The 17,889-nt window shown below is 70.8% G+C and carries 18 protein-coding genes; 6 read left to right on the top strand and 12 right to left on the bottom strand.

The window, feature by feature from the left end; translation table 11 throughout:
• Positions 1-26: 26 nt before the first annotated feature.
• Together KUM49_RS28775 and leuA are read right to left on the bottom strand one after the other, a co-directional pair.
• Positions 27-722, bottom strand: a complete 696-nt coding sequence (locus KUM49_RS28775) for a TerB family tellurite resistance protein (RefSeq protein ID WP_217239883.1) — start codon at positions 720-722, stop codon at positions 27-29.
• A 228-nt stretch (positions 723-950) separates the two neighbouring features.
• Positions 951-2,672 (bottom strand): 2-isopropylmalate synthase, encoded by a 1,722-nt coding sequence (leuA, locus tag KUM49_RS28780; RefSeq protein ID WP_217239884.1) that lies wholly within the window; start codon positions 2,670-2,672, stop codon positions 951-953.
• Positions 2,673-2,995: 323 nt separating this feature from the next.
• On the opposite strand from leuA, the gene KUM49_RS28785 reads away from it, so the two are divergent.
• The 3 genes from KUM49_RS28785 to KUM49_RS28795 are packed head-to-tail and all read left to right on the top strand — an operon-like array spanning position 2,996 to position 5,741.
• Positions 2,996-4,069 carry a M4 family metallopeptidase gene (locus KUM49_RS28785; protein WP_217239885.1) on the top strand — a complete coding sequence of 358 codons (1,074 nt, stop codon included), beginning with the start codon at positions 2,996-2,998 and terminating at the stop codon, positions 4,067-4,069.
• 21 nt (positions 4,070-4,090) lie between these two features.
• The gene (locus KUM49_RS28790; RefSeq protein ID WP_217239886.1) at positions 4,091-4,357 is read left to right on the top strand and encodes a protealysin inhibitor emfourin; all 267 of its coding nucleotides are present in this window, start codon (positions 4,091-4,093) and stop codon (positions 4,355-4,357) included.
• Between the two features lie 46 nt (positions 4,358-4,403).
• Entirely contained in the window at positions 4,404-5,741 is a 1,338-nt protein-coding gene (locus KUM49_RS28795) for a GH1 family beta-glucosidase (protein WP_217239887.1), read from the top strand.
• Positions 5,742-5,892: 151 nt separating this feature from the next.
• On the opposite strand, the gene era is transcribed toward KUM49_RS28795, so the two are convergent.
• Entirely contained in the window at positions 5,893-6,861 is a 969-nt protein-coding gene (era, locus tag KUM49_RS28800) for a GTPase Era (protein ID WP_217239888.1), read from the bottom strand.
• Between the two features lie 179 nt (positions 6,862-7,040).
• On the opposite strand from era, the gene KUM49_RS28805 reads away from it, so the two are divergent.
• Positions 7,041-7,379, top strand: coding sequence for a P-II family nitrogen regulator (locus KUM49_RS28805; RefSeq protein WP_217239889.1), 339 nt, complete (start codon positions 7,041-7,043; stop codon positions 7,377-7,379).
• A 23-nt stretch (positions 7,380-7,402) separates the two neighbouring features.
• Here KUM49_RS28805 and KUM49_RS28810 read toward each other — a convergent pair whose 3' ends face one another.
• The 9 genes from KUM49_RS28810 to KUM49_RS28850 form a co-directional block, all read right to left on the bottom strand.
• Complete coding sequence (locus KUM49_RS28810; RefSeq protein ID WP_217239890.1) at positions 7,403-7,879, bottom strand: hypothetical protein; 477 nt, start codon at positions 7,877-7,879, stop codon at positions 7,403-7,405.
• 195 nt (positions 7,880-8,074) lie between these two features.
• Positions 8,075-8,428, bottom strand: a complete 354-nt coding sequence (locus KUM49_RS28815; RefSeq protein WP_217239891.1) for a cytidine deaminase — start codon at positions 8,426-8,428, stop codon at positions 8,075-8,077.
• 73 nt (positions 8,429-8,501) lie between these two features.
• Positions 8,502-8,861, bottom strand: a complete 360-nt coding sequence (locus tag KUM49_RS28820) for an MmcQ/YjbR family DNA-binding protein (protein ID WP_217239892.1) — start codon at positions 8,859-8,861, stop codon at positions 8,502-8,504.
• Positions 8,858-10,174, bottom strand: coding sequence for a hemolysin family protein (locus KUM49_RS28825; RefSeq protein ID WP_217239893.1), 1,317 nt, complete (start codon positions 10,172-10,174; stop codon positions 8,858-8,860). The genes KUM49_RS28820 and KUM49_RS28825 overlap by 4 nt, the downstream gene beginning before the upstream one ends.
• On the bottom strand, positions 10,171-10,668 hold the full coding sequence (gene ybeY, locus KUM49_RS28830; RefSeq protein ID WP_217239894.1) for an rRNA maturation RNase YbeY: 498 nt from the start codon (positions 10,666-10,668) through the stop codon (positions 10,171-10,173). Before ybeY ends, KUM49_RS28825 begins: the two co-directional genes overlap by 4 nt.
• A gap of 12 nt (positions 10,669-10,680) precedes the next feature.
• The gene (locus KUM49_RS28835) at positions 10,681-11,739 is read right to left on the bottom strand and encodes a PhoH family protein (RefSeq protein ID WP_217239895.1); all 1,059 of its coding nucleotides are present in this window, start codon (positions 11,737-11,739) and stop codon (positions 10,681-10,683) included.
• A 167-nt stretch (positions 11,740-11,906) separates the two neighbouring features.
• Entirely contained in the window at positions 11,907-13,064 is a 1,158-nt protein-coding gene (locus KUM49_RS28840; protein ID WP_217239896.1) for a PfkB family carbohydrate kinase, read from the bottom strand.
• A 169-nt stretch (positions 13,065-13,233) separates the two neighbouring features.
• Positions 13,234-14,523, bottom strand: coding sequence for a glucarate dehydratase family protein (locus tag KUM49_RS28845; RefSeq protein WP_217239897.1), 1,290 nt, complete (start codon positions 14,521-14,523; stop codon positions 13,234-13,236).
• Positions 14,520-15,467 carry a 5-dehydro-4-deoxyglucarate dehydratase gene (locus KUM49_RS28850; RefSeq protein WP_217239898.1) on the bottom strand — a complete coding sequence of 316 codons (948 nt, stop codon included), beginning with the start codon at positions 15,465-15,467 and terminating at the stop codon, positions 14,520-14,522. The genes KUM49_RS28845 and KUM49_RS28850 overlap by 4 nt, the downstream gene beginning before the upstream one ends.
• Positions 15,468-15,565: 98 nt before the next feature.
• On the opposite strand from KUM49_RS28850, the gene KUM49_RS28855 reads away from it, so the two are divergent.
• Both KUM49_RS28855 and KUM49_RS28860 read left to right on the top strand, forming a co-directional pair.
• Positions 15,566-16,348 carry an IclR family transcriptional regulator gene (locus KUM49_RS28855; protein WP_217239899.1) on the top strand — a complete coding sequence of 261 codons (783 nt, stop codon included), beginning with the start codon at positions 15,566-15,568 and terminating at the stop codon, positions 16,346-16,348.
• A 201-nt stretch (positions 16,349-16,549) separates the two neighbouring features.
• The gene (locus tag KUM49_RS28860) at positions 16,550-17,887 is read left to right on the top strand and encodes an MFS transporter (RefSeq protein ID WP_217239900.1); all 1,338 of its coding nucleotides are present in this window, start codon (positions 16,550-16,552) and stop codon (positions 17,885-17,887) included.
• Positions 17,888-17,889: the final 2 nt, after the last annotated feature.

A 17,889-nucleotide genomic window follows, 5' to 3' on the forward strand; every position in this document is an offset into this window, starting at 1 on the left:
GGGCGGGGATTACTCCCCGGGGAGTATCAGGACGGCGTTCGCGCCGACACCAGCAGCCGGGTCACGTCGTCCGCGCAGATGGTCAGGGCGGCGCCCACCGTCGTCAGGACGTCGCGCTCGGCCGGGGTGTACGGGCCGTCGGCGAGGGCGATCCGGGCGCCCTGCAGCAGGATCGATTCGCGGCCGGCGGGAGCGAGGTGCGGGGCCAGCGGGTCCAGCGCCTCGTGCAGCTCTATGGCCAGCCCGGTCCCGCACGGGCGGCCGTAGACCCGCCCGGTGTCCAGGGCCAGCGCCTCGACCAGGGCGTTCAGCTGCTCCTCCGTGCAGTCGTCGAAGCCGGCGGCGCGCACGGTGGCCGCGGCGGCCTCCAGGGACGTACGGGAGCAGGTGCCGCCCGCGGACAGCACCGCGAGGGCGACCGTGTGGACGGCGTCGCGGAGCATCGCGGAGAAGCGGGTGGTCGTGGGGTGGTCGAGGACGTCGGTGCCGAAGTGGCGGCGGCAGGCCGCGCACTCCACGACGGGGCCGGTCTCGCCGCGCGGCAGCACGGGCACGCCGAGAAGAGTGAAGCGGCGGTGTCCGGTCAGCCGCTGGAAGTTGCGGTCGCCACCGCAGCCGGGGCAGAAGAACTCCCCGTCGCCTACGGGCGTCCACGCGGTTCGGATGCCCAGGAGGCGCACAGGTCTGGCAGCACGGCCGTCTCGTCCCCGTCCTGGCAGCACGTCAGCACCTCCGTAACTCCCCCGCAGCCTTCAGGGCGCGGGCGGTGCCCCCACCGGCAACATCGCCGCGCTTGCGTGATGTTAGCCACATCCGCGACCTGGCGTCAGTACCCGTGACGAGACCTTCCCGTGACCTGCACACGGATTGGCCTGTATACGACGGGACAGGACGGGACCCCGCCCGCCGGACAAATGGCGAACGGGGCCCCAAACCGCCGGTGAGGCTGGTCAGCGAGCCGCGCGGTTGACGGCCGAGACGACCGCCTTCAGCGAGGCGCGTGTCGTGTTCGCATCGATGCCGATGCCCCACAGAACCTTGTCGTCGATCGCGCACTCGATGTAAGAGGCGGCCTGCGCGGACGCGCCCTCACTCATCGTGTGCTCCTGGTAGTCGAGCAGCCGGGCGTCGATGCCGACGGACTGCAGGGCGTCGAAGAAGGCCGAGATCGGGCCGTTGCCGGTACCGGTCAGGACCGTGTCGACGCCGTCGACCGTCGCCTCGACGCGCAGCGTGTCCACGCCGTCGGTGTCGGTCGTCGACTGGCCGTTCTTGACCTGAATCCGGCCCCACGGGTTGTCGGGGTTGGGCAGGTACTCGTCCTGGAACGTCGCCCAGATGGCGCCACCGGTGACCTCGCCGCCCTCGGCGTCCGTCTTGGCCTGGATGAGCTTCGAGAACTCGATCTGCATCCGGCGCGGCAGGTCCAGCTTGTGGTCGTTCTTCAGGACGTACGCGATACCGCCCTTGCCGGACTGCGAGTTGACCCGGATGACCGCCTCGTAGGAGCGGCCGACGTCCTTCGGGTCGATCGGCAGGTACGGCACGGCCCACTCGATGTCGTCGACGGTGACGCCCTTGGCGGCCGCGTCGGCCTCCATCGCGTCGAAGCCCTTCTTGATGGCGTCCTGGTGGGAGCCGGAGAAGGACGTGTAGACCAGGTCGCCCACGTACGGGTGGCGCGGGTGGACCTCCATCTGGTTGCAGTACTCCCACGTACGACGGATCTCGTCGATGTCGGAGAAGTCGATCTGCGGGTCGACGCCCTGGGAGAAGAGGTTCATGCCCAGGGTGACCAGGTCGACGTTGCCGGTGCGCTCGCCCTGCCCGAACAGGCAGCCCTCGACGCGGTCGGCGCCGGCCATCAGCGCCAGCTCGGCGGCGGCGACGGCGGTGCCGCGGTCGTTGTGCGGGTGGACGGAGATGACGACGTGCTCGCGGCGGGAGATGTTGCGGCTCATCCACTCGAAGCGGTCCGCGTGCGTCGACGGGGTCGAACGCTCCACCGTGGCAGGCAGGTTGAGGATGATCTCGCGGCCCGGACCGGGCTGGTAGACGTCCATCACCGCCTCGCAGACCTCCAGCGCGAAGTCCAGCTCGGTGTCGGTGAAGATCTCCGGGCTGTACTGGTAGCCGAACTCCGTCTCCGGGCCCAGCAGTTTCTCGGCGTACTCCATCACCAGGCGGGTGCCGTCGACGGCGATCTGCTTGATGTCGTCCTTGGAGCCGCGGAAGACCACGCGGCGGAAGACGGGAGCGGTGGCGTTGTACAGGTGCACGGTGGCGCGCTTGACACCCTTCAGCGACTCCACGGTCCGCTCGATCAGGTCCTCGCGGGCCTGAGTCAGTACGGAGATGGTGACGTCGTCGGGGATGGCGCCGGGCTCCTCGACGATGGAGCGCACGAAGTCGAAATCGGTCTGGCCGGAGGCCGGGAAGCCGACCTCGATCTCCTTGTAGCCCATCTTGACCAGCTGGTCGAACATCCGGCGCTTGCGCTCGGGCGACATCGGGTCGATCAGGGCCTGGTTGCCGTCGCGCAGGTCCGTGGAGAGCCAGCGGGGGGCGGCGGTGATCCGGTTGTTCGGCCAGGTGCGGTCCGGGATGTCGACCTGGTCGTACTGGCCGTACTTGTGGATCGGCATGGAACTGGGCTGCTGGCGGTTGGCCATGATGCGGGGGCTCCTCGAGGGCGGGTCCGGAAGGACGGCCGACGGCGCAACGCCAAAACTCCGCGGGGAGGGGGTCGGCCTCGGTTACAGGCCCTCGCCGCGGCAGCTAAGGAGAAGCAGCCCGAATCGCATGATGCTCCGCAGCCTAGCCGAGCCACGCCGGTCACGTGGGCCTGTATCAGTATGCGGGACCCCAGGGATCAATGGGACAAAAAGTGCGCCATACCACTTAGCTACGGAGAGTGAGACTCCTTATCCCTACATTTCACCAATCATGGTTGCCTCTAGTGACAGCGGCATGACGCAGTGCAAGGGTGCCGGGCATGACGACCCACGGGGGCTTCGAGCCCGTCTTCTGCACGATCGTCCCACCCCATGTCCTCGACAAGCTCGCCCGCAACGAGGACCCCGCCCTGTCCGGCCCCGCCCGGCGCACCCTGATGCGCGACGCCCAGGAACGCGGCCGCCGCCGGGTGACCACCGAGTACGGCCTGGCCGCCGCCGCTCCGACGGCGAAGGCACCGTCGCAGCGGCCGCTGCGCACCGTCTACGACGCCGGCCGGCAGACCGTCCTGCCCGGCACGAAGGTGCGCGGGGAGGGCGAGGACCCCGGCCAGGACGCCACGGTGAACCGCGCCTACTCCGGCCTCGGCGCCACCTTCGACCTCTTCCTCAAGGCCTACGGCCGCCACTCGATCGACGGCGACGGCCTGCCCCTGGACGCCACCGTCCACTACGACGAGAAGTACGGCAACGCCTTCTGGAACGGCGAACAGATGGTGTTCGGTGACGGCGACGGCGAGATCTTCCTCGACTTCACCATCCCGATCGACGTCATCGGCCACGAGCTGGCCCACGGCGTCACGCAGTACACCGCGAACCTCACCTACTTCGGCCAGCCGGGCGCCCTCAACGAGTCGATGTCCGACGTCTTCGGCTCGCTCATCAAGCAGTACACGCTCGGCCAGACCGCCGCCGAGGCCGACTGGCTGATCGGCGCGGGCCTGCTCGCCCCGAGCGTGACCGGCAAGGCCCTGCGCTCCATGAAGGAACCGGGCAGCGCCTACGACGACGACGTCCTCGGCAAGGACCCGCAGCCCGCGACCATGGACGACTACGTCCGCACCGGCCGCGACAACGGCGGCGTCCACATCAACTCCGGCATCCCCAACCACGCCTTCTACCTGGCCGCCACCGCCCTCGGCGGCCACGCCTGGGAGAAGGCGGGACAGATCTGGTACGACGCCCTGTCCGGCGGCGAGCTGACCGAGCGCGCCTTCTTCGGCGACTTCGCCAAGCTGACCGTCAAGGCGGCACGCGAGCGCTTCGGCGACGGCGGCGAGGAACTCCAGGCCGTGGCGAAGGCCTGGGAGCAGGTCGGGGTGCGCATTCTCTGACTCCGTACTAGACAGGGACCCATGCGTATTCAGGTGAGGCGCACGGGCGGGTTCGCGGGCATCGAGCGGTACGCCGAGGTGGACACCTCGGGCCGGGCCGATGCCCACGAATGGCACGCCCTGGCCGAGAAGGCACTCGCCGCCGGCCGGGGCACACCGCCCATCGGGGTGCCGGACGGCTTCAGCTACCAGATCACCGTGGACGGGAGGACGGTGTACGCGTCCGATCCCCGGCTGACGGAGGAGCAGCGGACGCTGATCTCGAGGGTTCTCAAGGAAGGCGCGTAACTCGTTGTTCACGCCTGTCCGTTGACTTCCGTACCCGCCAGTACGGATGATCCGGCGCATGGCGACGAACCCGATACCCCGGCTTCCTGCGTTCCCCGACGGCTTCCTGTGGGGCGTCTCGACCTCGGCCCACCAGATCGAGGGAGCGGCCGACCTGCGCGAGCCGTCCGTCTGGGACGCCTTCGCGGCCGAGCCCGGACGGGTGAAAGACGGCTCCACGGCGGCGGTGGCCTGCGACCACTACCACCGCTACCGCGAGGACGTGGCCCTGCTGGCCGGCCTGGGCGTGGACGCGTACCGCTTCTCGGTCTCCTGGCCGCGGGTGCGGGCCGAGGGTGGCCTGGACTTCTACGACCGCCTGGTCGACGAGCTGTGCGCGGCGGGCGTACGTCCGGTCCCGACCCTCTTTCACTGGGACCTGCCGCTGGCCCTCCAGGAGGCGGGCGGCTGGCTGGATCGGGACACAGCATCGCACTTCGCGGAGTACGTGTCGCTCGTGGCCGGCCGTCTCGGCGACCGCGTGCAGAAGTGGATCACGATCAACGAGCCCGCCGAACACACGCTGTTCGGCCACGCGCTGGGTGCGCACGCGCCGGGCAAGCAGCTGATGTTCGACTCGCTTCCGGCCGCCCACCACCAGCTCCTCGGCCACGGTCTCGCCGTACAGGCCCTGCGCGCGTCCGGCGCCACGGACATCGGCATCGCCAACTCACACGGCCCGACGTGGCCGGCGTCCGAGGAGCCCGCGGACGTGGAAGCGGCCGGCTTCTACGACCTCCTCCTCAACCGCCTGTTCTCGGACCCGGTCCTGCTGGGCGAATACCCGGACGGACTGGGCGAGTTGATGCCGGGGGACGTGGCGGCGGACCTGAAGGTCATCGGGGAGCCGCTGGACTGGTACGGCATCAACTACTACGCCCCGACGCGCGTGGGCGCCCCGCAGGGCGAGGACATCGAGTTCGGCGGCCTGACGATCCCCGCCGAACTCCCCCTCTCGGTCCGCGAGATCGAGGGCGTCCCGACCACGGACTTCGGCTGGCCGGTGGTCCCCGAGGCCCTGACGGACCTCCTCACCACCTTCCGCACCCGCTACGCCGACCGCCTCCCCCCGATCGTCATCACCGAGAACGGCTGCTCGTACGACGGCATCGACGACCAGGCCCGCATCACCTACCTGGACGGCCACATCCGCGCCCTCCACCGGGCGGCGGAAGCGGGCGTGGACGTCCGCGGCTACTTCGTCTGGTCGCTCCTCGACAACTTCGAGTGGGCCGAGGGCTACGCACGGCGGTTCGGCCTGGTGCACGTGGACTACGAGACGTTGGCACGAACCCCGAAGGCGTCGTACACCTGGTACCAGAACCTGCTGAGGTCACGCGACTGACCCCGGTGGGGGCTCCGCCCCGGGGGTCGCGTTGTGGGTGCGTTTCGACCCACCGAGTCGGGTGGTGGGTGGGCATAGGCCCGGGGGTCTGGGGGCGGAGCCCCCAGAGACGGTCACCTGGACGGCGCCCCCTGGGGTGCGCGAACCGGCCTCAGAAGCCGAGCTTGCGCAGCTGGCGGGGGTCCCGCTGCCAGTCCTTCGCCACCTTCACATGGAGGTCGAGGTACACCGGCGTACCGAGCAGCGCCTCGATCTGCTTGCGGGACTTGATGCCGACCTCCTTGAGCCGCTTGCCCTTGGGCCCGATGATGATGCCCTTCTGGCTGGGCCGCTCGATGTAGACGAACGCGTGGATGTCGAGGAGCGGCTTGTCCGCGGGCCGGTCCTCGCGCGGCAGCATCTCCTCCACCACGACCGCGATGGAGTGCGGCAGCTCGTCACGCACACCCTCCAGCGCGGCCTCCCGGATCAGCTCCGCGATCATGACCTGCTCGGGCTCGTCGGTGAGGTCGCCCTCGGGGTAGAGGGCGGGGCCCTCCGGCAGGAGCGGGACGAGCAGGTCGGCCAGCAGGCTCACCTGCGTGTCGGCGACCGCCGACACCGGCACGATCTCCGCCCACTCGAACCCCAGCTCCTTGCCGAGCTGGTCGATCGCGATGAGCTGCTCGGCGAGCGTCTTGGAGTCGACGAGGTCCGTCTTCGTGACGATCGCGATCTTCGGCGTCTTCTTGATGGACGCCAGTTCCTTCGCGATGAAGCGGTCACCGGGGCCGAGCTTCTCGTTCGCGGGCAGACAGAAGCCGATCACGTCGACCTCGGCCCACGTCGTACGGACGATGTCGTTGAGGCGCTCCCCCAGCAGGGTGCGCGGCTTGTGCAGCCCGGGGGTGTCCACCAGGATCAGCTGAGCGTCGGGCCGGTGCACGATCCCTCGAACCGTGTGCCGCGTCGTCTGCGGCTGGTTCGCGGTGATGGCCACCTTCGTGCCGACCAGAGCATTCGTGAGGGTGGACTTGCCCGCGTTGGGGCGGCCCACGAAACAGGCGAAGCCCGCCCGGTGGACGGCCTCCGACGATTCCGACGGCTCGGATGACTGGCTGCGAACGCTCATGGGCCCCATTCTCCCTGATCCACGGAGCCCCGTCGTACAACCACCCGCACAAGCGTCCGTACAAGCTGCGGCTGGACCGGTCCGGACCTTACGGCGCACGCCCGGACGGCATACGATCACGGCGTCCTGGGCCACGGCGGCCCGGTCACCGCGTCCGTCTCCTCCGCGCAGAAGGTCAAGCCTCAGGCATGAAGCTCATCACCGCGATCATCAAGCCGTACCGCCTCGACGAGGTCAAGCACGCCCTGCAGGAAATGGGCGTGCACGGTCTGACCGTGACCGAGGCCAGCGGCTACGGCCGTCAGCGGGGCCACACCGAGGTGTACCGCGGCGCCGAGTACCAGATCGACCTGGTCCCCAAGGTGCGCATCGAGGTCGTCGTCGAGGACGCGGAATGCGACGTCGTGATCGACGCGATCGTCAAGGCCGCGCAGACGGGGAAGATCGGGGACGGCAAGGTGTGGGCGCTGCCGGTGGAGACCGTCGTCCGGGTGCGGACGGGCGAACGCGGCCCCGACGCGCTGTAGGCACGGGGCCGCGTTCACGCGGCTCAGTCGAACACGAACGGGCCCGGCGACTGCGGCCCGGTCGCCGTGCAGGTGATGGTGATCCCGAAGACGGTCATCTGCAGCGAACCGCCGAAGGCCTCCAGGGTGTCACCGGAGGCCACGGTGCCGGTGAGCGGGCCGACGTTGACGGGGTCGCCGGCCGCCATGGCCGCGTTCTTCGTGCCGGTGAAGGCGGTGGTGCCGCCGGCGGCGTTCACCAGGGTGAGGGTGGAGCTGATCGAGTCCTGTGCCAGGGCGATCGGCGCGGTGATCGCGGCGGAGTCGACGGTGACGGTGGCGGCGGTGCCGTCCTGTGTCGCCGTCAGGGTGGCCTCACCGCTGCCGAAGGTTCCGCAGTCGGCGGTGATGGTGGCGGTGTCCGGGGTGACGGCCACGGCCGTGGGTGCGAGTGCGAGTCCGGTGAGCGCGAGGGCTCCGACCGCGACTGTCACACCTGTTCCTGCTCGCTTGCCTCTCATGGGATCTCCGACTCCCTTCCCGAGTGGGGAAGTGCCATGTGGGGATGGACGGGAGAAATGCTGACGGTCCGTCAGAACTACTGGGTCCCATTGATGCGCATGAGGCGGACGACGACAAGGGCGAAATCCGGCCGGTCACTGCCCGCCCCGGCCCTCGGGCGGTGTCCGTTCACGTCCTGGTGCCGGATGGCCTGGTCAGCCCGCGGGAACCGTCACCCGCACGGCTCCGTCCGGCCCTGCCACCAGCACCGGCGTCTCGGGCCCGCCCAGATCCCGGACGGCCGCCCGGTCCTCCGGCGCCGCGGACTCCGCGTCCGTCACCACCGCGGCCGCCTCCAGGGACTTGGCGCCCGAGGCCACCGCCATCGCCACCGCCGTCCGCAGGGCGCTCAGCTTCAGCGAGTCGAGGTCGACGGTCCCGGCGACATACGTCCGCCCGGTCTCGTCGCGTACGGCCGCCCCCTCGGGCACACCGTTGCGGGCCCGCGCCGAACGGGCCAGGGTGACGATCTTGCGGTCCTCGGGGTCGAGCGCGCTGCTGTCGGTCATGAGGTGAGCATACGTAGCCGCAGGGCGGGGGAGCCCACTCGCCCCCGCCACCTTCCGGGTCCGCCGGGGCGGCTCAGGGGCGGTCGAGGCGGAGCCGGTCGGCGCGCGGAAGACCGGCCACCACCAGGTCGTACGAGTCCTCGACGAGCTCTCGCACCAGCCGGTCCGGAAGGTCGCCGTCGACCGTGACCGTGTTCCAGTGCCGCTTGTTCATGTGGTAGCCCGGGACGACGAGCCCGGGGTGCTCCTCACGGAGCCGCACCGCGTCGTCCGGGTCGCACTTGAGGTTCACCTTCAGAGGCCGCGCGTCGAGGCTCGTCAGGGCGAACAGCTTGCCCTGCACCTTGAAGACGGACGTCTCCGGGTTGAACGGGAAGTCCTCCACGGCCGCGTTGAAGGAGAGGCAGAACGCGCGCAGCTCCTGCGGGGTCACTCCGCCTTCGTCTCCTCGTCCGGGGCCGTGACCGGGTCCACCGGGATCACCGGCTCCACCAACACCGTCACGATCTTGTTCCGGCGGCCCGCGGCGGCCTCCGCCGTCAGCCGCAGCTCGCGCCCGTCGGGAAGCTTGACGACGGCCGACGCGCCGGCGATCGGGACCCGGCCCAGCGCCTTCGCCAGCAGCCCGCCGACGGTCTCCACGTCCTCGTCGTCGTACTCCTCCAGGCCGTACAGCTCGCCGAGGTCGGTGATGTCGAGACGGGCGGTGACACGGTGGCGTTCGTCGCCCAGTTCCTCCACCGGCGGGAGTTCGCGGTCGTACTCGTCGGTGATCTCGCCGACGATCTCCTCGAGGATGTCCTCGATGGTGACGATTCCGGCCGTGCCACCGTACTCGTCGATGACCACGGCCACGTGGTTGCGGTCCTGCTGCATCTCCCGCAGCAGGTCACCGGCGTTCTTGGTGTCGGGCACGAAGGCGGCCGGCCGCATCGCCGTCGACACCAGCTCGCTCTCCGCGTCCCGGCTGATGTGCGTCTTGCGGACCAGGTCCTTCAGATACACGATCCCGACGACGTCGTCCTCGCTCTCCCCGGTGACGGGGATGCGCGAGAACCCGGACCTGAGCGCCAGCGTCAGCGCCTGCCGGATCGTCTTGTAGCGCTCGATCACCACGAGGTCGGTCCTCGGGACCATGACCTCCCGGACGAGCGTGTCGCCCAGCTCGAAGACGGAGTGCACCATGCGGCGCTCCTCGTCCTCGATCAGCGACTCCTTCTCGGCGAGGTCGACCAGCGCCCGCAGCTCCGCCTCGGAGGCGAAGGGGCCACGGCGGAAGCCCTTGCCGGGGGTGAGGGCATTGCCGATGAGGATCAGCAGGGACGGGATGGGTCCCATGATCCGCGCGAGCGGAAGCAGGATGTACGCCGCCGCCGTCGCCGTGTTGAGCGGGTGCTGGCGGCCGATGGTGCGCGGAGAGACCCCGACGGCCACGTACGACACCAGGACCATCACCCCGATCGCGACCAGAAGCGCCTCGGTGGTTCCGGCGAACTCCTGCAGGCAGGCGTAGGTGATGAGGGCGGCGGCCGACATCTCGCAGGCCACGCGCACCAGCAGCGCCACGTTCAGGTAGCGGGTCGGGTCGGCGGCGATCTGGGCCAGCTTCTCGCTGCCGCGGCGGCCGGTCCGTACGGCCTCCTCGGCCCGGAAGCTGGAGACGCGCGCGAGGCCCGCCTCCGCGCAGGCGGCGAGCCAGGCGACGACGACCAGGGCGATCGCACCGGAGACGAGGGTGGGGCTCATGAGACGGTCGGGGCCGGCGACGGACCGGTCAGGCCCTTCTCCGCACGCCAGCCGTCCACGATGGCGGCCTGCAGCCCGAACATCTCGGCCTTCTCGTCGGGCTCCTCGTGGTCGTACCCGAGGAGGTGCAGCACTCCATGGACGGTGAGGAGCTGAAGCTCCTCGTCCATGGAGTGCTGCGTGTCCGCGTCCTTGCCCTGCTGCTCGGCAACCTCGGGGCACAGCACGATGTCGCCGAGCAGCCCCTGCGGGGGCTCCTCGTCGTCCTTCGACGGCGGACGCAACTCGTCCATGGGGAACGACATGACATCGGTCGGGCCCGGCAGGTCCATCCACTGGATGTGCAACTGCTCCATAGCGGGGGCGTCCACGACGATCACCGAGAGCTCGGAGAGCGGGTGGATGCGCATCCGCGCGAGCGCGTAGCGGGCGATGTCGAGGATCGCCTGCTCGTCGACCTCGGTTCCGGACTCGTTGTTCACGTCGATCGACATGGTCGTGCTGGTCTACTTCCGCTTGTCACGGGCGCCCTTGTGGGTGCCGTTCTCCGTACCGTTCTCGCTGTCGTACTTCTCGTACGCGTCGACGATACGGCCGACCAGCTTGTGCCGTACGACATCGTGGGACGTGAGCCGCGAGAAGTGGACGTCGTCCAGGCCCTCCAGGATCTCCTGCACCTGCCGCAGCCCGGACTTCGTGCCGCTCGGCAGGTCCACCTGGGTCACGTCACCCGTGATCACGATCTTCGATTCGAAGCCGAGACGGGTGAGGAACATCTTCATCTGTTCGGGGCTCGTGTTCTGGGCCTCGTCGAGAATGATGAAGGCGTCGTTGAGCGTGCGGCCACGCATGTACGCCAGTGGCGCGACCTCGATCGTCCCCGCCGCCATCAGCCGCGGGATCGAGTCGGGGTCCAGCATGTCGTGCAGCGCGTCGTACAGCGGGCGCAGGTACGGGTCGATCTTCTCGTAGAGGGTGCCCGGGAGGAATCCCAGACGCTCTCCCGCCTCCACCGCCGGGCGGGTCAGAATGATGCGGTTGACCTGCTTGGCCTGCAGGGCCTGCACCGCCTTGGCCATGGCGAGGTAGGTCTTGCCGGTGCCGGCGGGGCCGATGCCGAAGACGACCGTGTGCTTGTCGATCGCGTCGACGTACCGCTTCTGGTTGAGGGTCTTGGGGCGGATGGTGCGGCCGCGCGAGGAGAGGATGTTCTGCGTGAGCACTTCGGCTGGGGTCTCCTCGCCGTCGCTCTCGCCGCTCTCAGTGGCCTTCAGCATGGCGATCGAGCGTTCCACTGCGTCCTCCGTCATCGGCTGTCCGGTGCGGAGCACCAGCATCATCTCGTCGAACATGCGCTGGATGAGTGCGACTTCGGCGGCGTCGCCGACCGCGCTGATCTCGTTTCCGCGGACGTGGATGTCGGCCGCCGGGAACGCCTTCTCGATCACGCGCAGTAGGGAGTCGCCGGAACCCAGTACGGTCACCATGGGGTGCTGGGCGGGGACGGTGAACTGTGCTCTCGCCTGCCCCTGCGCGGGTGTGTGAGCTGTGGGTGTCTGAGTCATGGGCCGGCGCTGTAGGCCTGCGGTTCCTCCTCATCAGGGCCGCGTAGCTGAGAGCGGCCTCGCGGTACCAAGGGTACGACGGTGCACTGACAACGCCGTAGGGCTTTTCGCCGGCCATTCACGAGGCGGGTCCCCCCGGGGGGAGGGTCGCCGCGGCGCCGGGCGGCTCACGCCGACCGCCCGAACCCGATCGTCGGCACCGCCCGCCGCAACGGCCACGGCCGGGCCGCCTCCTCGGGTACCAGCCCCGCCAGGAATCCGTACCGCCGCAGCGCGGCCGGGTCCTGCCCGTCCACCGACTGCACCTTCCGCCACCAGGCCCCGATCTCGGACCACCCGGGCGCCGACAGCGACCCGCCGAACTCCTGCACGGACAACGCGGCCGTCAGCCCGCCGAACGCCAGCCGGTCGGCCAGCGGCCAGCCCGCCAGGGTGCCGGTGACGAAGCCCGCCACGAACACGTCCCCCGCCCCGGTCGGATCCAGCGCCTCCACGGCGATCGCCGGCACCTCCGCCGTCTCGCCCGTCCGGCGGTCCACCGCGTACGCCCCGTCCGCACCGAGGGTGACGACAGCCACCGGGACGTGGTCGGTCAAGGCGTGCGCGGCCGCACGCGGACACGCCTCGCCCGTGTACCGCATCGCCTCCTCCGCGTTCGGCAGGAACGCCTCGCAGTGCTCCAGGTCGGGCAGGCCCGCCAGATCCCAGGCCCCCGTGTCGTCCCACCCGACGTCACCGAAGATCCGGGCCCCCTTGCGCGCGGCCTGGGCGATCCAGGGCGCCCGTCTGCCCGGCGTGAGCGAGGCGATGGCGGCACGCGCGCGTGGCGGGCACTCGGGCGCGCCCTCCCCGATGAGGTCGGCGTCGGGGGGCGGCTCATGGCCGTGGGAGATCATCGTGCGCTCCCCCTCGTACGCCATGGAGACCGTGACTGGCGAGTGCCAGCCGGGGACCGTGCGGGAGGGCGTGAGGTCGATGCCCTCGCCCGTCTCCAGCGCGTCCCAGCAGTACTCGCCGTAGTGGTCGTCGCCGAACGCGGCCGCGAGGGAGGTCCGCAGGCCGAGGCGCGCCAGCGCGGTCGCCATGTTCGCCACGCCGCCCGGGCTGGACCCCATCCCGCGCGCCCAGGACTCGGTCCCGCGCACCGGGGCGGAGTCGAGCCCGGTGAAGATGATGTCGAGGAAGACGGTGCCCGTGAGGTACACGTCCCAAGGCGGCTCGCCCGGGGTGCGCAGGGCGGCGAGCGGGTCGACCTGGGCCCGAGGGTGCCCGGCCTCTCCGATGTGCGACGGTCCCTTTCCGGTGGACGCGGTGGACGCGATCACGGTGCGCTCCCTGACGTGGTGCCGATCAGGCCAGTCTGCACCACACCGCTGACACCACGCCGTCGTCACACCGTCGCCGCAGGTCGGCCGGGCAGCGCCGGGCAGCGTCAGGCCGCGTCAGGCCGCGTCAGGCCGCGTCAGGCCGCGTCAGGCCGCGTCAGGCCGCCGCCTACCAGCGGGGGACGGTCGGCGTGGCCCACCCGGGCTCGGCGACCCGCATCGCCGCCGCGTCGTCCCGCTCGCGCAGCGCACCGTCGTCGTCGAGCCAGCGCCGGTGGAGGAATTGGAGCCGGTCCCGGTCGAGTTCGACGCCCAGGCCGGGCGCGTCCGAGACGGTGACCCTGCCGCCCTCGAAGGTGAGGCGTTCGGTGAGGACGTCCTCCGACTGCCAGGGGTAGTGCGAGTCGCAGGCGTGGTGGAGGTTCGGGACGGTGGACGCGACATGGGTCATCGCGGCCAGCGAGATGCCCAGGTGGGTGTTGGAGTGCATGGACACCCCCACGCCGAAGGTGCGGCAGATCGCGGCGAGTTGCTGGGTGTTGCGCAGTCCGCCCCAGTAGTGGTGGTCGGAGAGCACCACCTGGACGGCGCCGCGGGTGAACGCCTCCTTGATCTCGGCGAAGGTCGTCACGCACATGTTGGTGGCGAGGGGAACGTCCGTCCCGGCGGCGACCTCGGCCATGGCCGGCGTGCCGAGCGCGGGGTCCTCCAGGTACTCGAGGACGTCCCCGAGCTCCTTCGCCACCTTCAGCGAGGTCTCGACGCTCCACGCCCCGTTGGGGTCGAGCCGCAGCGGGTGCCCGGGGAACGCCTCGGCCAGTGCCCGTACGGCCGCCACCTCCTCGTCCGGCGGGAAGACACCGCCCTTGAGCTTGAAGGAGGTGAAGCCGTAGCGCTCGGTGAACTTGCGGGCCTGCTCGACGATCCCGGCCGGGTCGACGGCGACGCCCCAGTCGTCCTTCTCGGCCGCCACGCCCTCCGGATGGTCCGCCCACTTGTAGAAGAGGTACGCGCTGTACTCCACCGCGTCCCGCAGCTTGCCGCCCAGCAGTGCGTGCACCGGCAGGCCGAGCGCCTTGCCCAGGGCGTCGAGACAGGCCACCTCGAAGGCGGACACGACGGACAGGCGCAGCTTGTCGGCGGTCTGGACGCCGCGCAGTCCGCCGACGTCGACCTGACCGGAGACCCGGGAGCTGTCGACGGCGACCTCGTCGGCGAGGACGAACAGCCCGTTCAGGTCGCTCACCCGGCGTCCGACCAGCTTCCGCGCGAACGGCCGCGCCAGTTCGAGGTACTTGGTGTCGCCGTACGTCTCGCCGATGCCGGTGATCCCGTCTGCCGTCACCACCTCCACGATCAGGCGGGGGGTGTACGGCTGGTGCACGCCCTGCGTGTTCAGCAGCGGCGGGTCGGCGACCAGGATCGGCGTCAGCCGTACGTCCGCGATGGAGAGGTTCACAGGGCGGCTCCTACGAGGTCGAGTCCGGTGGTCAGCAGCTGTTCGAGCGCGTCCAGGTCGGCGGCCGAGGGGTCGGTGAGCGGGGCGCGCACGGGTCCCACCGGAGTGCCGCGCAGCCGGGCCGCCGCCTTCACCAGGGACACCGCGTATCCGGGTACCCGGTCGCGGAGTTCGACGAGCGGGACGTAGAAGTCGCGCAGCAGCTTGTCGACGGTGCCGTCGTCGCCGCCCTGGAAGGCGGTGAAGAAGGCGTTCGCGATCTCGGGGGCGAAGGCGTGGACGGCGGAGGAGTAGGCGGGGACGCCGACGGTGGCGTAGGCACGAGCCTGGATCTCGGCGGTGGCGGCGCCGTTGAAGAAGAGGAAGTCCTCGGGGGCGGCGAGGGTGAGGCGCTGGAGCCGGTCGAGGTCGCTGTGGCCGTCCTTGAGGCCGATGACGGTCGGGATGCCGGCGATGCGCTTCGCGGAGGCGACCGTGAAGGCGACCTGCCCGCGCTGGTAGGCGATGAGCGGCAGCCGGGTGCGGGCCGCGATCTGCTCCAGCTGGGCGACGAGTCCGTCCTGCGGGGCGGCGACCAGGTAGTGCGGCAGGACGAGGAGCGCGTCGGCCCCGGCCTCCTCGGCGATGCGCGCGAACCGGGCGGCCTGCGCCCAGCCGTAGCCGGTCCCGGCGACGACGGGCACGCGCCCGGCGGCCTCCTCGACGGTGATGGTGACGACCTGCCGGTACTCGTCCTCGTCCAGCGAGAAGAACTCCCCGGTGCCGCAGGCGGGGAAGACGGCGCCGGGGCCGGTGGCGATCCGGTCCGCGACGTAGGCGCGGAAGCCGTCCGGGTCGAGGGAGCCGTCGTCGTGGAAGCTGGTCAGCGGGAACGACAGCACGCCGTTCACCATGCCCTTCCTCAGCCTCCGCGCCACGGCGTCCGTATCAGGATTCACCCTCACTCATCTCCCCATGTAGACACCATCCATGTATGAAGATGGAGATTAGATACGCGAACGACTCTCGTCAATGGGCCCGACACCCGCCCTACGATCGACGCATGTCAGAGACAGGAGGCGTCCGCGAGGTGAAGTCGGCCGCGCGCACGGTCGAGCTGCTGGAACTGCTCGCCGCGCGGGGCGACCGTCCGGCGCGGCTGCAGGAGCTCGCCGACGAGCTGGGCGTGCCGCGCAGCTCGATGTACGCGCTGCTGCAGACCCTGATCTCGCGCGGCTGGGTCCGCACGGACGTCACCGGCTCCCTGTACGGCATCGGTATCCACGCCCTGCTCACCGGCACCAGCTACCTCGACTCCGACCCGCGCGTGCGCGTCGTACGGCCGTATCTCGACGAGGCCTCCCAGGCGCTGGGCGAGACGATCCACATGGGGCGGCTCGACGGCCGGGGCGTGGCGTATCTGGCGACGCGCGAGTCGCACGAGTACCTGCGGACCATCAGCCGGGTGGGACGTCGGCTGCCGGCCCACGTGGGCGCGCTGGGCAAGGCGCTGCTGGCCGAACGGGACGACGCCGAGCTGCCCGACGGGCCGTACGAGGCACTCACCCCGAACTCGCACACCAGCCGGGAGTCGCTGGCGGCGGACCTGGCACGGGTCCGCACCCGCGGCTACTCGATCGACCGCGAGGAGGGCGTCCTCGGCATCGTCGGCTTCGGCTTCGCCCTGCGCTACGACTTCCCCGCCCAGGACGCCGTCAGCTGCTCGGTACCGGTGGCCCGGCTGACGCCGGAGCACGAGGCGCAGATCGTCGCGGTGATGCGGGAGACCAGAGGCAAGATCGAGGCGACGGCACCGGGCACGGGGGGCGCGCCGCACTGGCGGTAGCGCGGACACCCACGTCGGGAAAAGCCGCTCGTCTACCCGACCACACCCACCCCAAACGCAACGTGCGCCACATCACACCCCCCGCGTTTCTTTCCGGAACCGCGTGCTTGATACAAATTGGCCGCGCGTTCCTGTCCGTCGACGGTCGTCGCCCAACCCCCTTTTTTTGAGCCGCTTCTTTCGCATGCCCTGGGAACGCCCGTGTTCGCCCGCACCACCACGCCCTGGCCCCTCGTTGCCCTTTTCATGGCCGGGTACCTCGCCCCGTACCTCCTCCCGACCACTGTCGGCAGGCTCGACTCGGGACTTCCGCTGTCCGCCACGCAGGCGGGTGCCGTCGGCAGTGCCCTGCTGCTGAGTTCGGCGTCGGCGGGCTTCCTGCTCGCCTCCCGCGTCGAGCGGATCGGCGCCCGGACGCTGGCCCGCGCCGCACTGGCGCTGGCCGTCCTCGGCTACGGCACCGCCGCCCTGACCGCCTCCGTCCCGGCCGTGGTCGCGGGCGCGCTGCTTGGCGGCCTGGGCTCCGGTACGGCCACCACGGTCGCCGCCACCGGGATCGCCGCGCAGCCGGACCCGCACCGCACGACCACGCTGGGCCTGTTGAGCGTCTCCGCGCTCGCGGGCACCGTCTATCTGACGGTCCCGCACCTCGGCTCCGGCCACGGGCTGCCGCTCGCCGCTATCGCCCTGACCGCGGCGGCCGTCTGGCCCCTGACCAGCCGTCTCCCGGTCCGCACGGCCGCCACCCCGCAGGCCCGCCGGAACCGGAATCCGCTCCCCCACCTGCGCTCCGGTCTCGTCCTCGCCGCCGCGATGCTCTTCTGGTCCCTCGCGCAGAACTCCCTGTGGGGCGTCAGCGGCCGGATCGGCCTCACCCAGGCGCGGCTGACGGAGGCGACCGTCGGCGTCGTCTTCGCCGTGGCACTGGGCGCCGGACTCCTGGGCGTCCTCGGGGCGGGTGCGCTCGGGCCCCGGCTCGGCCGGGCGCTGCCCGTCGGCGCGGGCACCGTCCTCATCGCCGGCTGCATAGCGCTGAGCGCGTCCGCGACCGACCTGGCGACCTTCGCGAGCGGAGAGATCGCCTGGAACACGCTCTACCCGATCGTCCTGTCGTACGTCATCGGCCTCGCCGCCTCCCTCGACCCGCGCGGCCGGTGGGCGGTGCTCGTCGGCTCGGCGTCCTCGCTCGGCACGGCGGCCGGCCCGCTCGTCGGCAGTCTGCTGTCCGCGCGGGCCGGTTTCCCGGCCATGGGCGCGATCCTCGCCCTCGGACTGCTGGTCGTCGCGCTGCCGATGACCGCCGTGGCCCTGCGCACCGGCGGGCGCCCGCTGTTCACCGGCGCGGTGCGCCGCCGGGGCGGCACCTCCGCCGTCGTGGTCGCCGCCTCGACCGGCACCCCGGCGGACGCGCTGACGCAGGCCGGCGCCGCCGAGCAGCCGGTCGTGGAGATCCCGATCGACGACCGGGCCGCCCCGGCCCAGGGGTCCTACGACACGGCAGGACCCCGGCAGGCGGGCACCGCCGCACCGGGGTCCTGACG

Origin of the sequence: Streptomyces sp. AC555_RSS877 (assembly GCF_019049245.1) — a bacterium.
GTDB lineage: Bacteria > Actinomycetota > Actinomycetes > Streptomycetales > Streptomycetaceae > Streptomyces.

Bases quoted from the DNA above. Each gene is read 5' to 3' on its own strand.
- leuA (WP_217239884.1), bottom strand. From the start codon at position 2,672: ATGGCCAACCGCCAGCAGCCCAGTTCCATGCCGATCCACAAGTACGGC.
- KUM49_RS28785 (WP_217239885.1), top strand. From the start codon at position 2,996: ATGACGACCCACGGGGGCTTCGAGCCCGTCTTCTGCACGATCGTCCCA.
- KUM49_RS28790 (WP_217239886.1), top strand. From the start codon at position 4,091: ATGCGTATTCAGGTGAGGCGCACGGGCGGGTTCGCGGGCATCGAGCGG.
- KUM49_RS28795 (WP_217239887.1), top strand. From the start codon at position 4,404: ATGATCCGGCGCATGGCGACGAACCCGATACCCCGGCTTCCTGCGTTC.
- era (WP_217239888.1), bottom strand. From the start codon at position 6,861: ATGGGGCCCATGAGCGTTCGCAGCCAGTCATCCGAGCCGTCGGAATCG.
- KUM49_RS28805 (WP_217239889.1), top strand. From the start codon at position 7,041: ATGAAGCTCATCACCGCGATCATCAAGCCGTACCGCCTCGACGAGGTC.
- KUM49_RS28810 (WP_217239890.1), bottom strand. From the start codon at position 7,879: ATGAGAGGCAAGCGAGCAGGAACAGGTGTGACAGTCGCGGTCGGAGCC.
- KUM49_RS28815 (WP_217239891.1), bottom strand. From the start codon at position 8,428: ATGACCGACAGCAGCGCGCTCGACCCCGAGGACCGCAAGATCGTCACC.
- KUM49_RS28825 (WP_217239893.1), bottom strand. From the start codon at position 10,174: ATGAGCCCCACCCTCGTCTCCGGTGCGATCGCCCTGGTCGTCGTCGCC.
- ybeY (WP_217239894.1), bottom strand. From the start codon at position 10,668: ATGTCGATCGACGTGAACAACGAGTCCGGAACCGAGGTCGACGAGCAG.
- KUM49_RS28835 (WP_217239895.1), bottom strand. From the start codon at position 11,739: ATGACTCAGACACCCACAGCTCACACACCCGCGCAGGGGCAGGCGAGA.
- KUM49_RS28855 (WP_217239899.1), top strand. From the start codon at position 15,566: ATGTCAGAGACAGGAGGCGTCCGCGAGGTGAAGTCGGCCGCGCGCACG.